Annotated in this window: 13 protein-coding genes; 8 read left to right on the top strand and 5 right to left on the bottom strand. The window is 45.4% G+C overall.

Annotation, left to right across the window (positions count from 1 at the left end):
- Positions 1–928: 928 nt before the first annotated feature.
- From L5L97_RS01470 to L5L97_RS01445, 6 genes are all read left to right on the top strand, one after another.
- Positions 929–2,572: an L-lactate permease gene (locus tag L5L97_RS01470; RefSeq protein ID WP_049821741.1), complete on the top strand. Its 1,644-nt coding sequence runs from the start codon at positions 929–931 to the stop codon at positions 2,570–2,572.
- Between the two features lie 77 nt (positions 2,573–2,649).
- Complete coding sequence (locus L5L97_RS01465; protein ID WP_263180909.1) at positions 2,650–5,454, top strand: FAD-binding and (Fe-S)-binding domain-containing protein; 2,805 nt, start codon at positions 2,650–2,652, stop codon at positions 5,452–5,454.
- Positions 5,455–5,764: 310 nt separating this feature from the next.
- A complete protein-coding gene (locus L5L97_RS01460) occupies positions 5,765–6,508 on the top strand; it encodes a (Fe-S)-binding protein (RefSeq protein ID WP_107404114.1) in 744 nt (247 codons plus the stop codon).
- Positions 6,509–6,518: 10 nt separating this feature from the next.
- Entirely contained in the window at positions 6,519–7,913 is a 1,395-nt protein-coding gene (locus tag L5L97_RS01455) for a lactate utilization protein B (protein ID WP_263180907.1), read from the top strand.
- Between the two features lies 1 nt (position 7,914).
- The gene (locus L5L97_RS01450; protein WP_263180905.1) at positions 7,915–8,484 is read left to right on the top strand and encodes a lactate utilization protein C; all 570 of its coding nucleotides are present in this window, start codon (positions 7,915–7,917) and stop codon (positions 8,482–8,484) included.
- Between the two features lie 634 nt (positions 8,485–9,118).
- Positions 9,119–10,297, top strand: coding sequence for an AAA family ATPase (locus L5L97_RS01445; protein ID WP_263180904.1), 1,179 nt, complete (start codon positions 9,119–9,121; stop codon positions 10,295–10,297).
- Between the two features lie 11 nt (positions 10,298–10,308).
- On the opposite strand, the gene L5L97_RS01440 is transcribed toward L5L97_RS01445, so the two are convergent.
- The 4 genes from L5L97_RS01440 to L5L97_RS01425 form a co-directional block, all read right to left on the bottom strand.
- On the bottom strand, positions 10,309–10,662 hold the full coding sequence (locus L5L97_RS01440) for a hypothetical protein (protein ID WP_242068336.1): 354 nt from the start codon (positions 10,660–10,662) through the stop codon (positions 10,309–10,311).
- A 109-nt stretch (positions 10,663–10,771) separates the two neighbouring features.
- Complete coding sequence (locus tag L5L97_RS01435; RefSeq protein WP_263180902.1) at positions 10,772–11,239, bottom strand: DUF6386 family protein; 468 nt, start codon at positions 11,237–11,239, stop codon at positions 10,772–10,774.
- Between the two features lie 121 nt (positions 11,240–11,360).
- Complete coding sequence (locus L5L97_RS01430; RefSeq protein WP_113941018.1) at positions 11,361–12,872, bottom strand: hypothetical protein; 1,512 nt, start codon at positions 12,870–12,872, stop codon at positions 11,361–11,363.
- 388 nt (positions 12,873–13,260) lie between these two features.
- Entirely contained in the window at positions 13,261–14,616 is a 1,356-nt protein-coding gene (locus L5L97_RS01425) for an MATE family efflux transporter (RefSeq protein ID WP_028760699.1), read from the bottom strand.
- A 400-nt stretch (positions 14,617–15,016) separates the two neighbouring features.
- Here L5L97_RS01425 and L5L97_RS01420 point away from each other — a divergent pair, with 400 nt between their 5' ends.
- Entirely contained in the window at positions 15,017–16,558 is a 1,542-nt protein-coding gene (locus L5L97_RS01420; RefSeq protein ID WP_028760700.1) for an MFS transporter, read from the top strand.
- A gap of 99 nt (positions 16,559–16,657) precedes the next feature.
- On the opposite strand, the gene L5L97_RS01415 is transcribed toward L5L97_RS01420, so the two are convergent.
- Positions 16,658–17,182 carry a DUF3087 domain-containing protein gene (locus L5L97_RS01415; protein ID WP_113941071.1) on the bottom strand — a complete coding sequence of 175 codons (525 nt, stop codon included), beginning with the start codon at positions 17,180–17,182 and terminating at the stop codon, positions 16,658–16,660.
- A gap of 385 nt (positions 17,183–17,567) precedes the next feature.
- Here L5L97_RS01415 and L5L97_RS01410 point away from each other — a divergent pair, with 385 nt between their 5' ends.
- A complete protein-coding gene (locus L5L97_RS01410) occupies positions 17,568–18,329 on the top strand; it encodes a substrate-binding periplasmic protein (protein ID WP_113940616.1) in 762 nt (253 codons plus the stop codon).
- Positions 18,330–18,344: the final 15 nt, after the last annotated feature.

Below are 18,344 nucleotides of genomic sequence, written 5' to 3'. Positions count from 1 at the left end.
AAGCCTTATCTTTTCCCCTGCACAGTCTTTGGTGAACTTTTTAGCACTTCTCACAAACAACTAATATTCGCATTAATGGCGTTTGAGCATTAATGACACTAACCAGTCTGATAAAAGTTCAAACAGTATTTTTTAGTTTTGTTACTTAAAATTTCTGCTTCAATTTCACCCTGTTCTCTCAATTTCCCCTCTTAACCCATTAGAAGCGGTCACTTTTTATTTCAACTTTTCTGTTATTCGCTCAATATACTTGAATATTTGGGCTGGCTGTTCGCTCAAATAAACTGAAACTAAATTAAACAATGGTTATTAAATTTCATATTAAAGTAAAATTCATTAAGTGATATCCATCACAATAAAATCCCACCATTTTAAAACGTGCTCTAGATCACTATAAAAAACCATTCCAAAATGGACATATTAGGCAAACATTACAATAGCTTGATGAAAATAGAAGTAAATGAGTTAATCTAGCCACAACAATCTATGCGACCTTAATCACACCTTAAAAATGACTGAAAAAACCAATAACAGACTATTAATGAAATAAATGGATCAGTTAATTGCAATAATGACGATGAATATGAGTGATAGCTCTACTTTTAATAACCAGAAAAACAACAAATTTAATTTAATATAACCAAAGTAGATATGCACCCAACAGCCTAAGTGATCATTGTCACATATAAGAAAATCCCCCGAGAGAAGCACCCCGCAGCACTGTAAATTAGCATTTCATATAACAGCCAAGATGATCTAGATCATATTAGTCAAGCTCACAATAGCGTCTAGTACACAACACAGAATGTCGAGACCGTAAGTACTTGCAGTATTAACTGCTGATTTATTGGTCTGGGAAGTCGACATGAAGGCAGATGAAAAATCCTAATATCAATAATAAGACAGACCACTTTATGAAGAGGCAAGCATGACAATACTTCAACTCCTCGCTAGCTTGACGCCAGTGCTCAGTGTAATGCTATTTCTAGTGTTACTCAGAATGCCTGCATCTAAGGCTATGCCTATCTCCATGATAATCACAGCGCTCGCCGCCGTGTTTATTTGGCAAATGGATACCACATTACTGGCGGCATCGGTCCTCGAAGGACTGCTCTCAGCCATCACACCGTTAACCATCATTTTTGGCGCCGTATTCCTACTCAATACCCTGAAATACTCAGGTGCCATGGACACTATCCGTGCTGGGTTTACTAACATCAGTGCCGATGCCCGTGTACAAGTCATCATCATCTGTTGGTTATTCGGTGCCTTTATTGAAGGTAGTGCTGGTTTTGGTACTCCCGCAGCCATTGGCGCACCACTACTGGTATTGCTTGGTGTACCACCCGTTGCCGCAGCTGTCGTGGCTTTGATTGCTGACTCGGCCTGTGTATCCTTCGGTGCAATTGGCCTACCCGTACTTTTTGGGATGGAACAGGGTCTGATCCAAGGTGGCGTGAGCATGGCGGCGGAGCAATTTGCTGCCCATGGGGGTAACTATGCTGGTTATGCTCGATATATCGTCATGCATATGATCACTATCGACTTAATCACAGGGTCATTAATTCCTCTCGTAATGGTGACCATGCTAACTGGATTCTTTGGTCGCAATAAATCCTTTAAGGAAGGCTTAGCAATTTGGAAATTTGCGATTTTCTCAGGTCTTGCCTTTACCGTCCCCGCATGGATCATCAACTACCTTGCAGGCCCAGAATTCCCTTCGGTTATCGGTTCATTGATCGGTATGGCCTTAGTGATCCCGGTTGCGCGTAAAGGCTACTTACTGCCTAAAACGCCATGGAATGATTTCGCAGAGAATGACAGTCAAGAAAGCGGAAAAGTCGAAACAACGGCTAAGTTTTCCCAAATTGCCGCTTGGACACCTTACATCATCATGGCTGCGCTTTTGGTACTGTCGCGTACAGTGGCACCGTTAAAAGCATGGTTATCAAGCTTTAACATCAGCTGGACAGGCCTAATGGGCACTGAGCTTAAAGCCAGCTTCGCAACCTTATATGCACCAGGTGCCTTCTTTGTTGCCGTGTGTATTCTAGGTTTCTTCCTGTTCAAAATGAAAAGCCCTGCGATTCAGCAAACGGTCGGTGTTTCATGTAAGTCCATGTTGCCAACCATTATTTCATTAGGCGCATCAGTGCCTATGGTGAAAATCTTCTTAAACTCAGGCGCGAATGGTGCAGGTCTTGCCTCAATGCCTGTCGCTTTAGCGGATATGTTGGCAGGTTCCATGGGCGCAGTGTGGGCTTGGATGGCGCCTATCGTGGGGATTTTTGGTGCCTTCTTATCGGGTTCAGCCACCTTCTCAAACATGATGTTCTCCAGCCTTCAATACAGCGTGGCCGACAATATTGGCATGAACCACACACTGGTATTGGCACTACAAGGTATCGGTGCAAACGCCGGTAACATGATGTGCGTAATGAACGTGGTTGCCGCTGCAACAGTAGTGGGTATGGCAGGTAGAGAATCAGAAATTATCCGTAAAACAATGCCTGTTGCCATTGGTTATGCCTTACTGGCGGGCACAATAGCTACCCTGTGGGGTGGATTCTAAGCCGTTTTATTTTATTGAATGCCCGAAGTCACTCCCAGTGACTTCGGCTTTAATCTATTAATAAAGAGAATGATGCTATGTCGATTAACTATAAACTGGTCATCGATGATCTAAGAACGCAATTAGGTGATCATCCCGTGACGGATGATCCCGTTCGCCGTTTTGCCTGGTCCACCGATGCAAGCTACTTCAGGATAGTCCCAGAAGTGGTTGTCCATGCAGAAACCCTAGAACAGGTAAAGCTCACATTAGCCGTTGCCCGTAAGCATGATGCACCCGTCACGTTTAGGGCCGCTGGAACCAGTTTATCTGGCCAAGCTATCGGTGAAGGTATTTTGTTGATCCTTGGCCATGATGGTTTTAGAAAGATTGAAGTCAGTAGCGATGCCAAACAAATCACCTTAGGTGCGGCTGTCATTGGTTCCGACGCTAACGCCGTACTCGCGCCGCTTAACCGCAAAATTGGTCCCGATCCCGCCACCATAGGCTCCGCCAAAATTGGTGGTATTGTGGCAAACAATGCTTCGGGAATGTGCTGTGGTACTGCGCAAAACAGTTACCAAACTATCGCTTCCGCGAAACTTCTTTTTGCAGATGGTACTGAACTCGATACAGGCTGTGAAAAATCAAAAGCTGCCTTTGTTAAATCCCATGGAAAAATACTGGATGCGCTGACAGAACTGTCGCACATGACTCGCCATAACACAGTGTTAGCGGACAGAATTCGTAAAAAGTATTCCATTAAAAATACCACCGGCTACGGCATCAATTCGTTACTCGATTTTACCGACCCATTTGACATCATCAACCACTTAATGGTGGGGATGGAAGGCACCTTAGCCTTTATTAATGAAGTCACTTATCACACAGTGAATGAGGCTAAATTTAAAGCCTCAGCTATGGCCGTATTCCATAATATGGAAGATGCCGCACGAGCCATACCACTGATAAACGGTGAAAGCGTTTCTGCTGCTGAACTCCTTGATTGGCCATCAATCAAAGCAGTAACGGGCAAGCCTGGCATGCCAGATTGGTTATCAGAATTACCGGCCCTATCCGCTATTCTACTGATAGAATCCCGTGCTGATGACGACAAAACCTTAGAAAATTATACTCAAGATGTCACCGCGAAACTCGCCGGCTTTGACTTTATCCGCCCAATGGAATTTAGTACTAATCCAGCGGTTTATGACAAATACTGGGCAATGCGCAAAGGCTTGTTCCCGATTGTAGGTGGTGAGCGTCCAAAGGGAACCTCAGTTATCATCGAAGACGTAGCCTTTGAACTAGAGCACCTTGCTGCTGCGGCGCACGATATCACTGAGCTTTTCCATAAACATGGTTACCCTGAAGGCTGTATTTATGGCCATGCTCTTGCGGGGAACTTCCACTTTATCATTACCCCCACCTTCTCGACTCAAGCCGATATCGATCGTTTCCATGCCTTTATGGATGATATTGCCGACATGGTGATTAACAAGTACGACGGTTCAATGAAAGCCGAGCATGGTACTGGCCGTGCTGTCGCGCCGTTCGTCGAAAAAGAATGGGGACAAGATGCTTACACTTTGATGAAGAGCATCAAACAAGTATTTGATCCACAAGGCATTCTAAACCCAGGCGTTATTCTTAACGACGATAGCAATGTCCACGTTAAAAACATCAAGCCCTGCCCTGTGGTCGATGATTTTGTTGATAAATGTATCGAATGTGGTTTCTGTGAAAAAACCTGCCCAACATCGGCACTCAACTTCTCACCTCGTCAGCGTATTGCGACTCTGCGTGAAATCGAACGTTTAGAACAATCCGGTGATAAAGCCGCCGCAGCAGAAATGCGCGCCGCCGCTAAATACGATGTAGTTGATACCTGTGCCGCCTGCCAGCTTTGTACTATTGCTTGCCCAGTGGATAACAGCATGGGCCAACTGGTGCGTAAACTGCGCACGCCGTACATCAGCACTACTGAACAAAAAGTCTTAGATTTCCAAGCCAAACATTTTGGCGCAGTTAACCAAGTGATCAGCTCAGGTTTTGACATGCTCGGCGTGATCCACAAAATCACCGGCGATGGCATCACCAGTGCGCTGATGAAAACCGGCCGTCTGATTTCTAAAGAAGTGCCGTATTGGAATCCTGATTTCCCTAAAGGCGGCAAACTGCCAAAACCATCACCTGCAAAAGTGGGCCAAGAAACTGTGGTCTACTTCCCTGCCTGTGGCGGCAGAACCTTTGGCCCGACACCAAAAGATCCCGATAACCGCACTTTGCCAGAAGTAGTCGTCACGCTACTGGAACGCGCGGGTTATAACGTGATTACCCCTGAGAAAACCCGCGATTTATGCTGCGGCCAAATGTGGGAGTCTAAGGGCGATTTTAAAAACGCCGATGCCAAACGCCAAGAACTTATCGATGCGGTGAGCAAGATGACCAATGGCGGCAAGCTGCCTGTGGTCGTCGATGCGCTGTCTTGTACCTACCGGACTTTGTCGGGTAATCCAAAAGTGCAGATTATCGACTTAGTTGAGTTTATGCACGACAACTTGCTAACTAAGCTCAACATCAGCAAAAAAGTCAATGTGGCACTGCACTTAGGTTGTAGCGCACGCAAGATGAAACTTGAGCCTAAGATGCAAGCGATTGCCGATGCCTGCTCTATGCAAGTGCTCAAACCGGCGGGAATTGACTGCTGCGGTTACGCGGGGGAAAAAGGCTTGTATAAGCCTGAAATCAACGCCAGCGCGCTGCGTAATATCAAAAAGCTCATTCCTGTCGAGATCAAGGAAGGCTATTACGCCAACCGTATGTGTGAAGTCGGCCTCACTCAGCACAGTGGCATTTCCTATCGCCACTTAGCTTATCTGCTCGAAGAGTGCAGCCGCTAATCTGGTATGACAGTAGTAAACAACGGGGCGATATTTAGCCCCGTTTGTTTATATAAGCGAACTATTCTCATTTATTCATTTTTTAATATTATTGATAAATCTAAAGCTGAATAAATACATTTTTAAACCAACATAATCAGCAAGTTAAAATATTCTCATTTTTGCAAAAATCTACAAGCTCATTTACTAAATTAGGGCTACTTATTCCGCATAGATAGGCCTATATTTGATCAACTACCTTAGCATTTGTGTGGACTTTGGGGTCGCACAGCAAGGCAATGTCGTTCACTAACAAGAAAGAGAAAACACAATGAAAATCGCCCTTTTCATCCCGTGTCTAGTCAATCAAATGATGCCAGAGGTTGCCATTGCCACCTTGGAATTATTAGAGAAACTCGGGCACCAAGTGATTCTACCCGCGGGTCAAACATGCTGTGGCCAGCCGATGACAAACTCAGGTTGCTTCGATGCAGCGCGCAGCACCACCCTTAAATTGCTCAACGCCTTTAAGGGAGTGGAATGCGACGCTATTGTTTGCCCTGCCGCCTCTTGCTTAGTGGCCGCCAAAGAAAACTTCCACGAGTTTGATAGCAGCCCAGAAGCACAAGCTGTGATCAACAAACTCTATGAACTGACTGAGTTTTTACACGATATCGCGCCGATCCCCGCCTTTACCAAGCCCTTCGCGCACAAAATCAGCCTGCAACTGAGTTGCCATGGTATCCGCATGTTGAACCTCGCCACTCCGAGTGAGCAAATGGGGCCAAGATTCAACAAAGTCGAAGCCGTGCTCGCCAATATTGCTGGCATAGACATAGTGTATCCCGACCGCCGTGACGAATGCTGTGGCTTTGGTGGCACCTTCGCCGTCGATGAAGGCGCAGTGTCGGCCAAAATGGGCAAAGACAAGGCCCAAGCCCATGCTGCAACGGGTGCTGAATATGTGGTGGGTTTTGATCCCTCATGCCTATTGCACCTCGATGGCATGATCCGCAGACAGCAATTGCCGATTGAAATTCGCCACATAGCGCAAGTGCTGAACGCCGCGCTCTAGGAGACTCACCATGGCTTACAATCATAATCACGGGGCTCAAGGCTCACAGGTCCATGCCCATAAAGCCGATATTTTTTGCCGCGACGAAACCCGTGTCGACTGGCATTCAAAAGCCCTGTGGATGCTCAGAGAAAAACGCGACCGCGCCGCGGGTAGCATCCCAGAGTGGGAACAACTGCGTCAGTTAGGCTCAGAAATTAAGCTGCACACGCTAACCCATCTTGCTCAATATCTTGAAACCTTTGAACAAAACTGTATCGCCAACGGCATACAAGTCCACTGGGCCAAAGATGGCGCCGAGCACAATCGCATCGTCCATGACATTTTATCCCGCCATAAAGTCAAAAAATTGGTGAAGTCTAAGTCAATGCTGACCGAGGAATGCCACCTCAATCCGTACTTAGAACAGCGCGGCATTGAAGTCATAGATACCGACTTAGGTGAGCGGATTATTCAGCTCGCTAAAATGCCGCCATCACACATAGTCGTGCCCGCGATCCATATGAAGAAAGAAGAAGTCGGCGACCTCTTCCATGAGAAAATCGGCACTAAAGCGGGGGGATCCGATCCCTTGTATTTAACCCGCGCCGCCCGTGCCCACCTGCGTGAACAGTTCCTTAGCGCCGATGCCGCGATGACAGGCGTGAACATGGCGATTGCCGATAAAGGCGCCGTGGTGGTTTGCACCAACGAAGGCAACGCCGACATGGGCGCTAACCTGCCTAAGCTGCAGTTGCATTCAATGGGCATCGACAAAGTGGTGCCCGATATCGATAGCGCAGCCGTCTTGCTACGCACACTGGCGCGCAACGCCACGGGCCAACCTGTCACGACTTATAGCGCCTTTTACCGTGGCCCACAGCCCGAAGGTGAGATGCATATTATTATCGTCGACAATGGCCGCACTGAGATGCTCAAGGATAAAATCCTTGCAGAATCGTTGAAGTGTATCCGTTGTGGTGGTTGCCTCAATACCTGTCCTGTGTATCGTCGCTCTGGCGGTTACAGCTACAACTACACCATCCCTGGCCCAATTGGTATCGCAGTGGGCGCTAAGATTGATGACACTAACTCGATTGCTTGGGCTTGTACCTTGTGTGGCAGCTGTACCTATATCTGCCCGACTAAAGTGCCGCTCGATAAGATTATTTTCCATCACAGACGCCTTAAGGCCGAAGCCGGAAAACTCCCCTATGGCAAAAACAGTTACATGCCATTAGTGGGTAAATTTATGGCAAGCGAAACCATGCTGAACTGCTCTATGAGTATGGCGAGAACTGCGCTGCGCATTCTACCGGGTAGTCTGTTAAAACCCTTTAGCGGTGCATGGGGTAAATACCGTGAACTGCCCGTCGCCCCGAACTCCAGCTTCGAAGCTTGGTTTAAGAAACACAGGAGCCTATAAGATGTCTAGTAAACTTGAAATTCTCAATGCGCTCAAACTGTCGGCCTTAACAAATCATCCTATGCCAAGCATAGATGTGACGCCAAGGGTCGAAAATCTCGTCGGCCAGTTCGAGACCAACCTCAATACTGTCGCGGGTACGCTGCATAAAGATGGTGGCTTAGTCGCCCTGCAAGCCAAAGTCGATGAACATATCGCCCAAGGGTTACAGGTCATCTCCCTTGTAGAGGGTGTCACGGCAAACCGTGAAATGCCACCCACTGCCCACGAGCTCAAAAACATAGATTATGCAGTGATCCCAGGTGACATTGGCGTTGCCGAAAACGGTGCCATTTGGGTGAACAATAAGAATCTAGGCCACAGAGTCACGCCTTTTATCTGTGAAAACCTGATCTTAGCCCTGCCAGCGAATAAGATTGTGCCGACCCTACATCAGGCAGCTAAAGAAATCACGTTAGCCTCAGGTGAGTTCGGGGTGTTTATCGCGGGTCCATCAAAAACCGCCGATATCGAACAAGCCCTCGTCGTCGGTGCCCACGGCGCCTGCAGCTTGAACGTGTATTTGCTCTAATGCCTCGAGATTTAATGTAACCGAGAAAATTCAAGGGTTACAGGACAATCGAACACGAAAGCCGCCTTCATTAGCGGCTTTCTTATTGAGACTTCGCTGAATGATATTTGAGTTGTAGGCTGATAAACCACTAACACAGCTTACCAATTAACGTTTATTGACGAGCAGTTTACAGGCTTGCCATGGCATTCACTCGCCGACTCGGTGAATAGAAACCTAGGGCCTCTAAGCTTATGAACGAGAGCCATGGTCGTTCTCATGCATCCCTGCATTGCACGACATTCAGGCGTCCTGCCTATCAGATAGCGAACTGGTAGTTAAACACGGATGTTGTTCAAGTCAATCCGCGGATGCAGGGTCGCCCCGTCCAGCTCTTTGATGAACGGCGCCATCTCTGACATTTATCTGCATACGTTAGTGAACACTTAAATATCAATCCAATATTAAGATGTTGATTTAAAATGTGATATTGCTACGACCTATGGCAATCGCTAGTGATAAGTAGGGGATCTTTATCAAGTCGCTTTAACCACGTGCGATAGCGCACATACTGAGGATACCTTAGTAGTATCCTCGACTCGGTTGGCTGTATTCTCGACTATGTCTATTAGGCATTTATAGTAAAGGTGAGTAAATGAACGAGGTATTACTACAAATAAAGGCGCTCACCAATGGTGATCCTTTGTTGACGGCTGTCATTGTTGGAGTATTAACATTAACGTTAATTGGACTCGTAGGCTACATGCTAAAAGATGTCCCCGCGAAGCTGTTAAGTTGGCTCAGTTGCCTGCTGTTTGTGCGGCTCACTATCGACGATAGCCATCAGGCGCGCACAGAGGTATTCAATAAACTGTCCTTTTTGATCAGTAATACTACCATTCCGTTTTTTTCACGCTCTATCTCTGAGGCTGTGTACTTTGACTATAGTATGAGTTACGACGGGCGTGTCAGTGTTAAGTCTATCGGCTATGGTATGCATCTGTTTAAATACGGTGGTTGTTTTATGTTGGCAACCCGTACTAAGGTCGATAGTACGATGGCATACGATTCTATTACTGTAAGAGCACCATGGTGGGCAAAAGATAAACTATATAGTTTTTTAGAACATACTCGTGGAGACATCTCTACCGAGCCGAAAGTGAATATTTTCGAAGAAACCGAATGGTGTCGCTATGGCACATTGAAATCATCGGGTTTTAGTGAATTAGTGTTAGATGAAGAGTTTAAGCAGAAGTTGATGGGAGAAGTTGATAACTTCGCAAGTAGAGGGAAATCGGTTGTAAGTAAGCTAACCATACTGTTACATGGAAAAACGGGTACTGGTAAGACGGGTATAGCGAGAGCCTTAGCTGTTGAGTATCATCGCGATCTATACATATTGAATCTATCGACTGTAAATGATGCCACTATTCATAAGGCTATTAGAAAGGTACCGCCCGGAGCTATGTTGTTAATAGAGGACTGTGACTGTGTAAAGGCTACGGTATCACGTACTGCTGAAAGTAATGCAGATAACCCACCACTCACTTTAGGTGGCGTTCTAAACGCGCTAGACGGAATCATTCCTCTTGATGACTGCCTTGTAATAATGACCACAAATCATCCTGATAATCTTGACCCAGCGTTGATACGTAAAGGTCGTGTAGATGTCAGTATTGAAGTACCACTTATAAGTGCAAAACAAGTTAATGAAGACTACTTTGAACGTTTTGGCGCAGTTCTTAATAGAACTGAGCCATTGTTAGGTTGTGAAGTCTATGAACTCCATCGCAGAGCGAACTTAAGATATGGTGTGTGTTGTAAGCCAGTGTAGATGCTCTGGATTCAACAAACCATGAGGTCATGATAGCCATGAATAACAATAAACTGATCGTCTTCAATTAGTGGTAACTGGCCGAGTTGCTGTAATCTGATTTTTAATTCAGCAAGCAGAAATACATTGTCATCCGCCAAACCGGCGGGAAAAACGGTTTTCGCAATTCTAATCGCGTTAATGGATTTATAGCGAATACACCTTTGCACAAAAAGACAATCAGTAGCCATGATCTCGGATAACACTTGATTTGAGGCTTCATAATCGAGAGGAAAGTCCTCTTCACCGACCAACTGTAGTTGCAAATACACAGGACGAGAAGCTAACAGCGTCATACATTCGCGCCATTTAGTATTATTCATCATAGAACTCATAATGTTAAATTGCTTTTTTACCCCTGATGATTAACAAGTTACCTTTGGTGTTTAACTGCCCGTATAGGGATTAAAAATGGTAGCGAATAAAGTAAGCCGCTTAAAGTAATGGGCTAGACGTAAACTCGTTTAGTACATCTTCTGAGGTTGACTCATATTCAACCACCAGTTTATGGGGTGTAAGCCGATACACTCTCACCTCAATATTCCCTCGCACAGCATAAATTAAAGCGCCGCCATAGGTTGTTTCAGGCCCAAGATCTCCTGCTGGAACTTGCTCGGCGGCGCCAATATACAGGCACCCTGACAATATTGTTAAGTTTGCAGAGAGATAATTCGAATTGAGCCCAGCCCCACCTAGCTTACGGAAAATTTCAACCTCATAACAGCCATCGGCGCCAAGTCCTACGAATAGCACATGACCTTGATTGATTTCCAAAATTTCGTCACTCGGCACAGACCACCAATCAGCCGTATCTTCACAGCGATGAGTTAATGCCGCGGGATCAAATATCGCCATTGTGGCGGTATCTGTGTCAAACCGAGTTGTTGTATAGGGTTTACTCATCATCCTTGCCCACTAACAGAAATGATTCTGACTACCTGTTTTATCCTTGATAACTCCAAACCTAAAATAGAAAAATCGCCATAATTTTAGGCCGTTACTACCACTTACTTACAACAATCCTTTACATAAAGGCTTTAGTGAACGCTTCCTTCGACTGGCGAATGTAGTTACGGGCGCTTTTGGCGTGCTGCTCCCACACGGCGCGATCGCTAGGATCAGTAAAGGGGTTTTGCTCAGCGGCAATTGAGCGCTCAAATTTGTCGTAGAAGGTCAGCATGGCCGAAGTGATCTGATTAAAACGTTCCTTGAACTCTTGAAATTCATCAATCTTCTCAGTGGTTTTAATCATGTACTGCACTAACTCTGCATTGCTGTTCGAAGCCAATAGCGCCTCAGCTTTAGCACTGATATTGGCACTCGCCTCGGCAATCACCAGCGCGCGTGCCTGCTCGTCTTTACTCATCACTCGGCTGTAATTTTCAGGTGTGCGGGCAATACTGGCATGCTGTAAGTAACTGCGCAGATGCTTGTCGAGATCCTTACGGAAATTATCTAAGTTCTTCTGCATACTGACTAAATCATTGTCGAGTGCAGTGACTTGTTGCAGTTCTTTTTCGATTTCAGACATAAACCGTTCGGCCTGCTGATAAATTTTCAGGCCATTTTCTTCAGCAAACTTTTTATCACTACGGCTTAAGTCACTGTTGTCATAATTAGAACGATCAAAAGTCGCAGCTAAGAATGACTTAAAGGGTTCGGCAAAGGCAGAATACGCACCGGCACTGACCACGTTTAAGGTGGCAGTAGCCAAGTCACCAAAGGGTTTCACCATAGAGCCTAAACGCGCCTGTTGGAGAGGCGATGCCACACGTTTAGCGTCAGTTAAAACCGACCTAAAGGTGTTATATCCCATAGGGTTAGACATTTTATTGCGCTCAGACGTCGCCAACACAAAGGTGATACTTGAATAAATAGCATTCGAGTACTCGAGGTATTGTCTTTGGCTCTCGAGCTGGGCGGCATAATTTTTACCTAAAGTACGAAATGACTCAGACTGCACTTCGTAATTCTTATCAGCTTTCAGCTTATCTAAAATCCCGCCGATAATTTTCTGCTCATTTTTTTGCAGGGCCATATCAAGGCGAATTTTACCTAAGCTCAAATCGTCCAAACTGATAGGGCCATTAATGGCCTCAATATCAAGACGGATATATTGGCGACTCGGATCATCAATAGACACTCGGTGTGCTAAATATTCGTTAGCCCCAGGGGTGATATCGATTAAAGCAACATGCTGCCACTGGGCATCGAGCTTTAATACCGGAGAGGTCAATACATTGATTCGATATTGGGTTTGAGTATTCTGGGTTTTGACCCAAAACTCTAATAGACCCGCTTCAGAAATAGGGTACTTACTGACGATACTGCTATTGCCTTCGACGCAAAGCAGTGCACTTTCACCTGTGTGAGGTTCAGCGCCTTCAAATTGACAACCCATGATCCACGACCAAGGTTGAGATAAACGATTGCCTTCGAAGTCGCTGGCAAACACTAACTCATTCTCTTTGGCACTGGCATTAACTGTCGTTAACACGCCAAGCAACAGCATAGAAATGACTGCAGTGGTGCGCATAAGGGCCTCATAAAACATAAATTACTAAAATCAACGAGCGAGTCATTCGGCTCAATACCCAGTCATATCAACAATCAATCGACCCAAAAGCCTAAGCGAACTCAGTCTGTTAATTGAGGGCTATAGCCTCGGCTCAACAGCACGCTTGGATAAGTCATTTTTGATTGCAGATTAAACCAGCGAAATGTACCAGAGGCCATCATCCCACGCTAGCCCTAAGTCATGTTTAACGACGAAAGATATGTGGGCAATTACAATCGGGGCCATTAATCACCCCAATTGTAAAATTTACGTAAAACTAAACACTTATGCCCAAGCTACAGGTTACTTGCCTCGCCCCTTGTCTTGTCAATAAATCAGGCGAAACCAATACAAACCAAAGCAAGGATTAATGCAGACGTGCCTCGACTCGCTTCATGGCGTAAAACATCCATATCGTCAAGATAGTGCTACAGGTCGCGAGCGACACCCACACACCAATCACGCCGAACGCCCATGCAAAGCAGTAGATAATCGCAGCGATAAGAATAAGCTTAGCGCCCGTCAGCATAGAAGCTTGTTTCGAACAGTTAATCGCTTGGAAGAAACTCGCACCGACTAAGATTAAGCCTTCCATAGGCAAGCCCCAAAAATACCAGCGCATACCTTCAATCGCCACTGGTGTTAAATTCGGATTATCACCGGCAAACAAATACACTAACCATTCAGGGCGAGAATAAATCAGCGCTAAACCTAAAGCAGCGGTGAGTAACGTCATACCAAAGGCAATATTGCGCGCTTGTTTAACCCTGTCAAAGCGCCCAGCTCCCGCGTTAAAGCTATAAATGGGTTGAGTACCAAGCGCAATGCCCTCAAAAATCAGATAGAAAAACGCTTCGGTGTAACTCACCACACCATAGGCGGCCACATGTAATGGACCGCCAACCCACAAAAAAGCCGTATTATGCAGGGTTAACACTATCGACAAATACAGATTCATCAAAAAGCTGGGGAAACCAACGCGGGCTATATTAAGGCAATTATCGAGCTTGAGCTTCATCTGCTCAAAAGTGATTTTAAGCTGAGTGCGCGGACTGAAAAAATGCTGTAAACACAAAAGCCCCGTTACCGCCTGCGACAACATAGTCGCAATCGCTGCACCCGCTAAACCAAAGGGGAAAACCACAATAAACAGCCAGTCTAAGAAAGTGTTTAATACACCACCCAAAATCAGCACCCAAGTCACCATGGATGGCCTGCCATCATTACGCAGCAGTGTGGTGAAGGTCATTGAAATTATGGGGAAATGACACAGTGCAAAATACCAGAATAAGTATTCGTTAGCATTTTCGAGCATCTCACCTTGCGCCCCAAGGGCAACCAAAATATCTCGCGAGAATATCCCACCAACAAGGGCAAAAAAGCATCCCGTTAATAAACATAACGTAAAGGCATTACCCAGTAGTTTACGGGCCTTGACTACATTACCTTGGCCAAGATTGATTGACACTAATGCCGCACTACCCATACCTATCATGGCGCCAATAGCGTATAAAATCGCGCCCACAGGGTAAGCTAGCATCATCCCCGCCAGCCCTGTTTCACCTAAATAGTGGCCAACAAAGATGCCATCAATTGTCACATATACACCCGTGACCAACATAGAGGCTATGGTGGGTATGGTATAGCGCCAAAAAAGCTTCGCAATCGGCTCCTCGAGCAAGCTCATATCCGCAGGAGCATGATTAGATGTTGTTGCTGTCATTAGCGTTTCTCACAAAAAGGGGGGCTAGAGTCGTATCTATTTAGAAAAATGATCGGGTGAACAAAAATGCGACAATGGATTGTACCTAAAAATAGCGAGAACTCAAAGCATGTTCATTATGAATAATTAACAATAAAGATTAATCATCACAATGACTTAAGCGGAAACAGTCCAATTTCAGCCAAATGACAAACTCAGTACAGTTCAATAACAGATGTGGGTTAATTCATCATTTTCTGCTACTTTTTTGGTGTTTAAGGCCGAATTAGGTAAAGTATCCGTTCAAGCAAGCCCATTAACGTATTTAAGCAAGATGAAATCATTAACTTCATAAATTTAAGCTTTTGATAATTAATGGGTTAAACAGAAATAAATTCAATAACAATAATAAGGGAAGGACATGAGTCAGAATAGTCCAAATGCAGGCAACGATCTGCGAGAAGTCAAACAGCTCGGCATGTGGGCCTCCATTACTAGCTTAGGTTATGTGTTTTGGTTAGTTGGTGGTATGGAGTTAGTCGAGCGTATCGCCTACTACGGTGTTAAAGCCAGTGCTGGACTGTACGCTAAAGCGCCAGAGTCTGCGGGCGGCCTTGGGATCAGCCTAAGTGACTACGGCATTATTATTTCCCTCTGGGCGATCATGCAAACCTTTGTGCCCGTGTTCACCGGTGGCATGTCTGACCGAGTGGGCTACAAAGAAACCATCTTCGGCTCCACCATCATTAAAATCTTTGGCTATCTCGTCATGGCATTCTTCCCCAGCTTTTGGGGCTTCCTTGTCGGTGCATTACTCCTTGCCATAGGCACAGGGATATTTAAACCGGGCATTCAAGGCACCTTAGTGCTGTCCACTAATCGCAATAACACTTCAATGGCTTGGGGCATTTTTTACCAAGTTGTAAACATTGGCGGTTTCCTCGGACCCTTAGTTGCCGTGCATATGCGCCAATTGTCGTGGGACAATGTATTTTTCGCCTGCGCCGCGATTATCTCACTCAACTTCTTATTCTTACTCACCTATACCGAGCCAGGTAAAGCCGAGCGACTGGAACGCAATAAGCAAATAAAATCAGGTGAAGTCGAACAAGAATCCCTGTGGCGTGATGCTTGGCGCGAGTTGAAAAAGCCGATTGTAATCTACTATATGCTCGTTTTTTCAGGATTTTGGTTCTTGTTCAATGCCCTATTCGATGTGCTGCCTATCCATATTTCCGAATGGGTCGATACCAGCGTAATCGTCACATCCCTTTTTGGTAGCGAAGGCACCAGTAACGGCATTCTACAATTTTGGCTCGGCCTCAATAACGAAGGCACTAAGGTGATGCCAGAAGGCATGCTCAACCTTAATGCGGGCCTGATCATGACCTGCTGCTTTATCGTCGCGGCGCTGACGGCTAAATACCGAATTACCACCGCCATGTTTATTGGTTGTTTGCTGAGTATTTTAGCTTTTGTGTTTATCGGTGCTTTCCATGCGGCATGGTTTATCGTATTCGCGATTGCCATGTTCTCCATTGGCGAAATGATGATTAGCCCGAAGAAAAACGAGTTTATGGGTAATATTGCTCCCGAAGGCAAAAAAGCCATGTACTTGGGATTTGTGATGTTGCCCCAAGGGATCGGCTGGGGATTAGAAGGCTATTTTGGCCCTAAACTCTATGAGATTTATGCATCAAAGGAATTGTTTTCGCGGGATTTATTGCTAGAGCGCGGCATGAACAGCACTGAGGTCAGTGCCATTCCTCAAGGTGAAGCCTTTACTACCTTGGTGAGTTACACAGGTGAAAACGCACACGATCTCACCCAATTGCTGTACCACAGCCATAACATTGGCATGGCGTGGTACATCATCGCCGCCATAGGGACTATCTCAGCGGTAGGGATTTACATCTATGGTAAGTGGTTACTCACACTACAAAGAGCCCAGCAAGCCGCATAAGTGAAACTCGCTGACCTCATTCTGGGCAAGGACGACAAAGACAAGATAAGGGCTAGATATGGCAAGGTGAGGAGCGATCCTCAGCTTGCCTCGTCAGTGTCAGAAAGATCTTGTCAGCAACTCAGGCGTAAATTGTTCGGGCGAAAGCAATAGGCCTAAGCTCTCGATTTGCGCATTCAGACGATTAAGATCTTGAGTCAGTGCCGGTAAGGTCAGCGTATTGTCATCGAGTTCATACACTTGCCTTAAACTGGTGTAATAAAACAGCAGTATAATCAAAGCATTCACGTCATTTTGCGCCGCAGCGGCTTTAATCTTTATCAGCTTGCGATAAATACGATTATGGAGTTGCTTTAATTGCCACACATAATAAATTTCACTGAAAAAAGGTCGGTCTTTTAAGTTGTAAATCACAGCGCTACATAGACCCAGACTGAAAATTACGCCTAAGAGATTCAAGTGAAAATTACCTGTTGGCTCACCTGGCACTGGCGTCGCCCCAAACAGCGCAATGAGTCCAGTACCAAAAATCAGCGATAACACGACTAAGCTAACAACTAGAATCACAATGAATAAATTCATATTTTTACGATACAAGGTTTTATCTATTTCCTGCAGCTTCATAACATCCCGCTCAAATAAACCGCCCAGCATTGGCGTATAAATCAATGAATGGCAGAGCATACCGCAATCCCCTTTATTCGGCCTTAACTGATTTAAACGCATAAGGAAAATACATTTCTCCACCCCATCAGTGAATGATACAAACTGAAACCTTATAAGCGTAACTAAGCTGACTGAGGGATAGGATGACGTATCGATTGAAGATCAACGGCTTAATGCCCTTACGATTAATCTTCCATTTATTTCAAAACATTAAAATGTTAACGTGCAATCAAATCTGGGTAAAATTTGCTAACCTTAACCCTAGTGAATTGCATAACGATATCGCCGCTTTTACGAGAGACAGTGTTCTAACCTCCCGCATTCAAACCACACAAGGAATGCCATGATACTCAGCAAAGGCTTTGCACAAGTCGTCCTTTTGGCGCTCAGCTGCCTTTGCTTGACTGCACAGGCCAAAGACCTGCTCGCAGTGGGTTCGAGTTTCAGCCAAATTTTTGAACTACAAGCCAATGGAGAATATACAGGCTTAGGTGTCGATATTTTGAATCGCTTCGCCCAGCAGCAAAGTGTGAACATTCACTATCAAATTACCCCATGGCGCCGCGCTATCTCTATGGTTGAACGTGGCCAAGCGGATATTCTTATTGGTCCCTACGATACCCCAGAGCGTAATGCCAACTTGGTTTTTGCGGCGAAGGCATTTTACCGCGATGATATGGTGTTTTATGCTCGGGCAGACAATGAAATAGTGTGGAATGGCGACTATGCCAGTATCAAAACGCAACGGATTGGAAAAATGCAGGGCTGGAGTTATGGCACAAGGTTTACTGAACAAACTAAATCATTAAATATCAATGAATTTGTCGATATTAAAAGTGGCATAGAACGGCTTTCGCGGGGTGATTTAGATTTACTCGCCACCAATAGTCGCAATACCTATGCAGTGCTCGCCCAAATCAAAATCCCTAAAGCAATTACGCCAATCATGCCGATAATCGATGTCCGAGACGGCTTTATGGCTTTTCCGAAACAAGCTAAATTTGATCCGCTAAGAACTCGTTTTGACAGCTTCTTCGAGGAGATGATCCAAAATGGCACACTCACGACACTCGGCCAAAAATACCGCGTGACCTTGCCTTACTGAGCCGGCCTTACTATT

Source organism: Shewanella sp. SM71 (assembly GCF_025653905.1).
Lineage (GTDB): Bacteria > Pseudomonadota > Gammaproteobacteria > Enterobacterales > Shewanellaceae > Shewanella > Shewanella oncorhynchi.
Note: the sequence above shows the minus strand (reverse complement) of the source record. Positions and strands in the feature narration are given on the sequence as shown.

Bases quoted from the DNA above. Each gene is read 5' to 3' on its own strand.
- L5L97_RS01435 (WP_263180902.1), bottom strand. From the start codon at position 11,239: ATGAGTAAACCCTATACAACAACTCGGTTTGACACAGATACCGCCACA.
- L5L97_RS01465 (WP_263180909.1), top strand. From the start codon at position 2,650: ATGTCGATTAACTATAAACTGGTCATCGATGATCTAAGAACGCAATTA.
- L5L97_RS01455 (WP_263180907.1), top strand. From the start codon at position 6,519: ATGGCTTACAATCATAATCACGGGGCTCAAGGCTCACAGGTCCATGCC.
- L5L97_RS01425 (WP_028760699.1), bottom strand. From the start codon at position 14,616: ATGACAGCAACAACATCTAATCATGCTCCTGCGGATATGAGCTTGCTC.
- L5L97_RS01415 (WP_113941071.1), bottom strand. From the start codon at position 17,182: ATGAAGCTGCAGGAAATAGATAAAACCTTGTATCGTAAAAATATGAAT.
- L5L97_RS01410 (WP_113940616.1), top strand. From the start codon at position 17,568: ATGATACTCAGCAAAGGCTTTGCACAAGTCGTCCTTTTGGCGCTCAGC.
- L5L97_RS01430 (WP_113941018.1), bottom strand. From the start codon at position 12,872: ATGCGCACCACTGCAGTCATTTCTATGCTGTTGCTTGGCGTGTTAACG.
- L5L97_RS01420 (WP_028760700.1), top strand. From the start codon at position 15,017: ATGAGTCAGAATAGTCCAAATGCAGGCAACGATCTGCGAGAAGTCAAA.
- L5L97_RS01470 (WP_049821741.1), top strand. From the start codon at position 929: ATGACAATACTTCAACTCCTCGCTAGCTTGACGCCAGTGCTCAGTGTA.
- L5L97_RS01460 (WP_107404114.1), top strand. From the start codon at position 5,765: ATGAAAATCGCCCTTTTCATCCCGTGTCTAGTCAATCAAATGATGCCA.
- L5L97_RS01440 (WP_242068336.1), bottom strand. From the start codon at position 10,662: ATGATGAATAATACTAAATGGCGCGAATGTATGACGCTGTTAGCTTCT.
- L5L97_RS01445 (WP_263180904.1), top strand. From the start codon at position 9,119: ATGAACGAGGTATTACTACAAATAAAGGCGCTCACCAATGGTGATCCT.
- L5L97_RS01450 (WP_263180905.1), top strand. From the start codon at position 7,915: ATGTCTAGTAAACTTGAAATTCTCAATGCGCTCAAACTGTCGGCCTTA.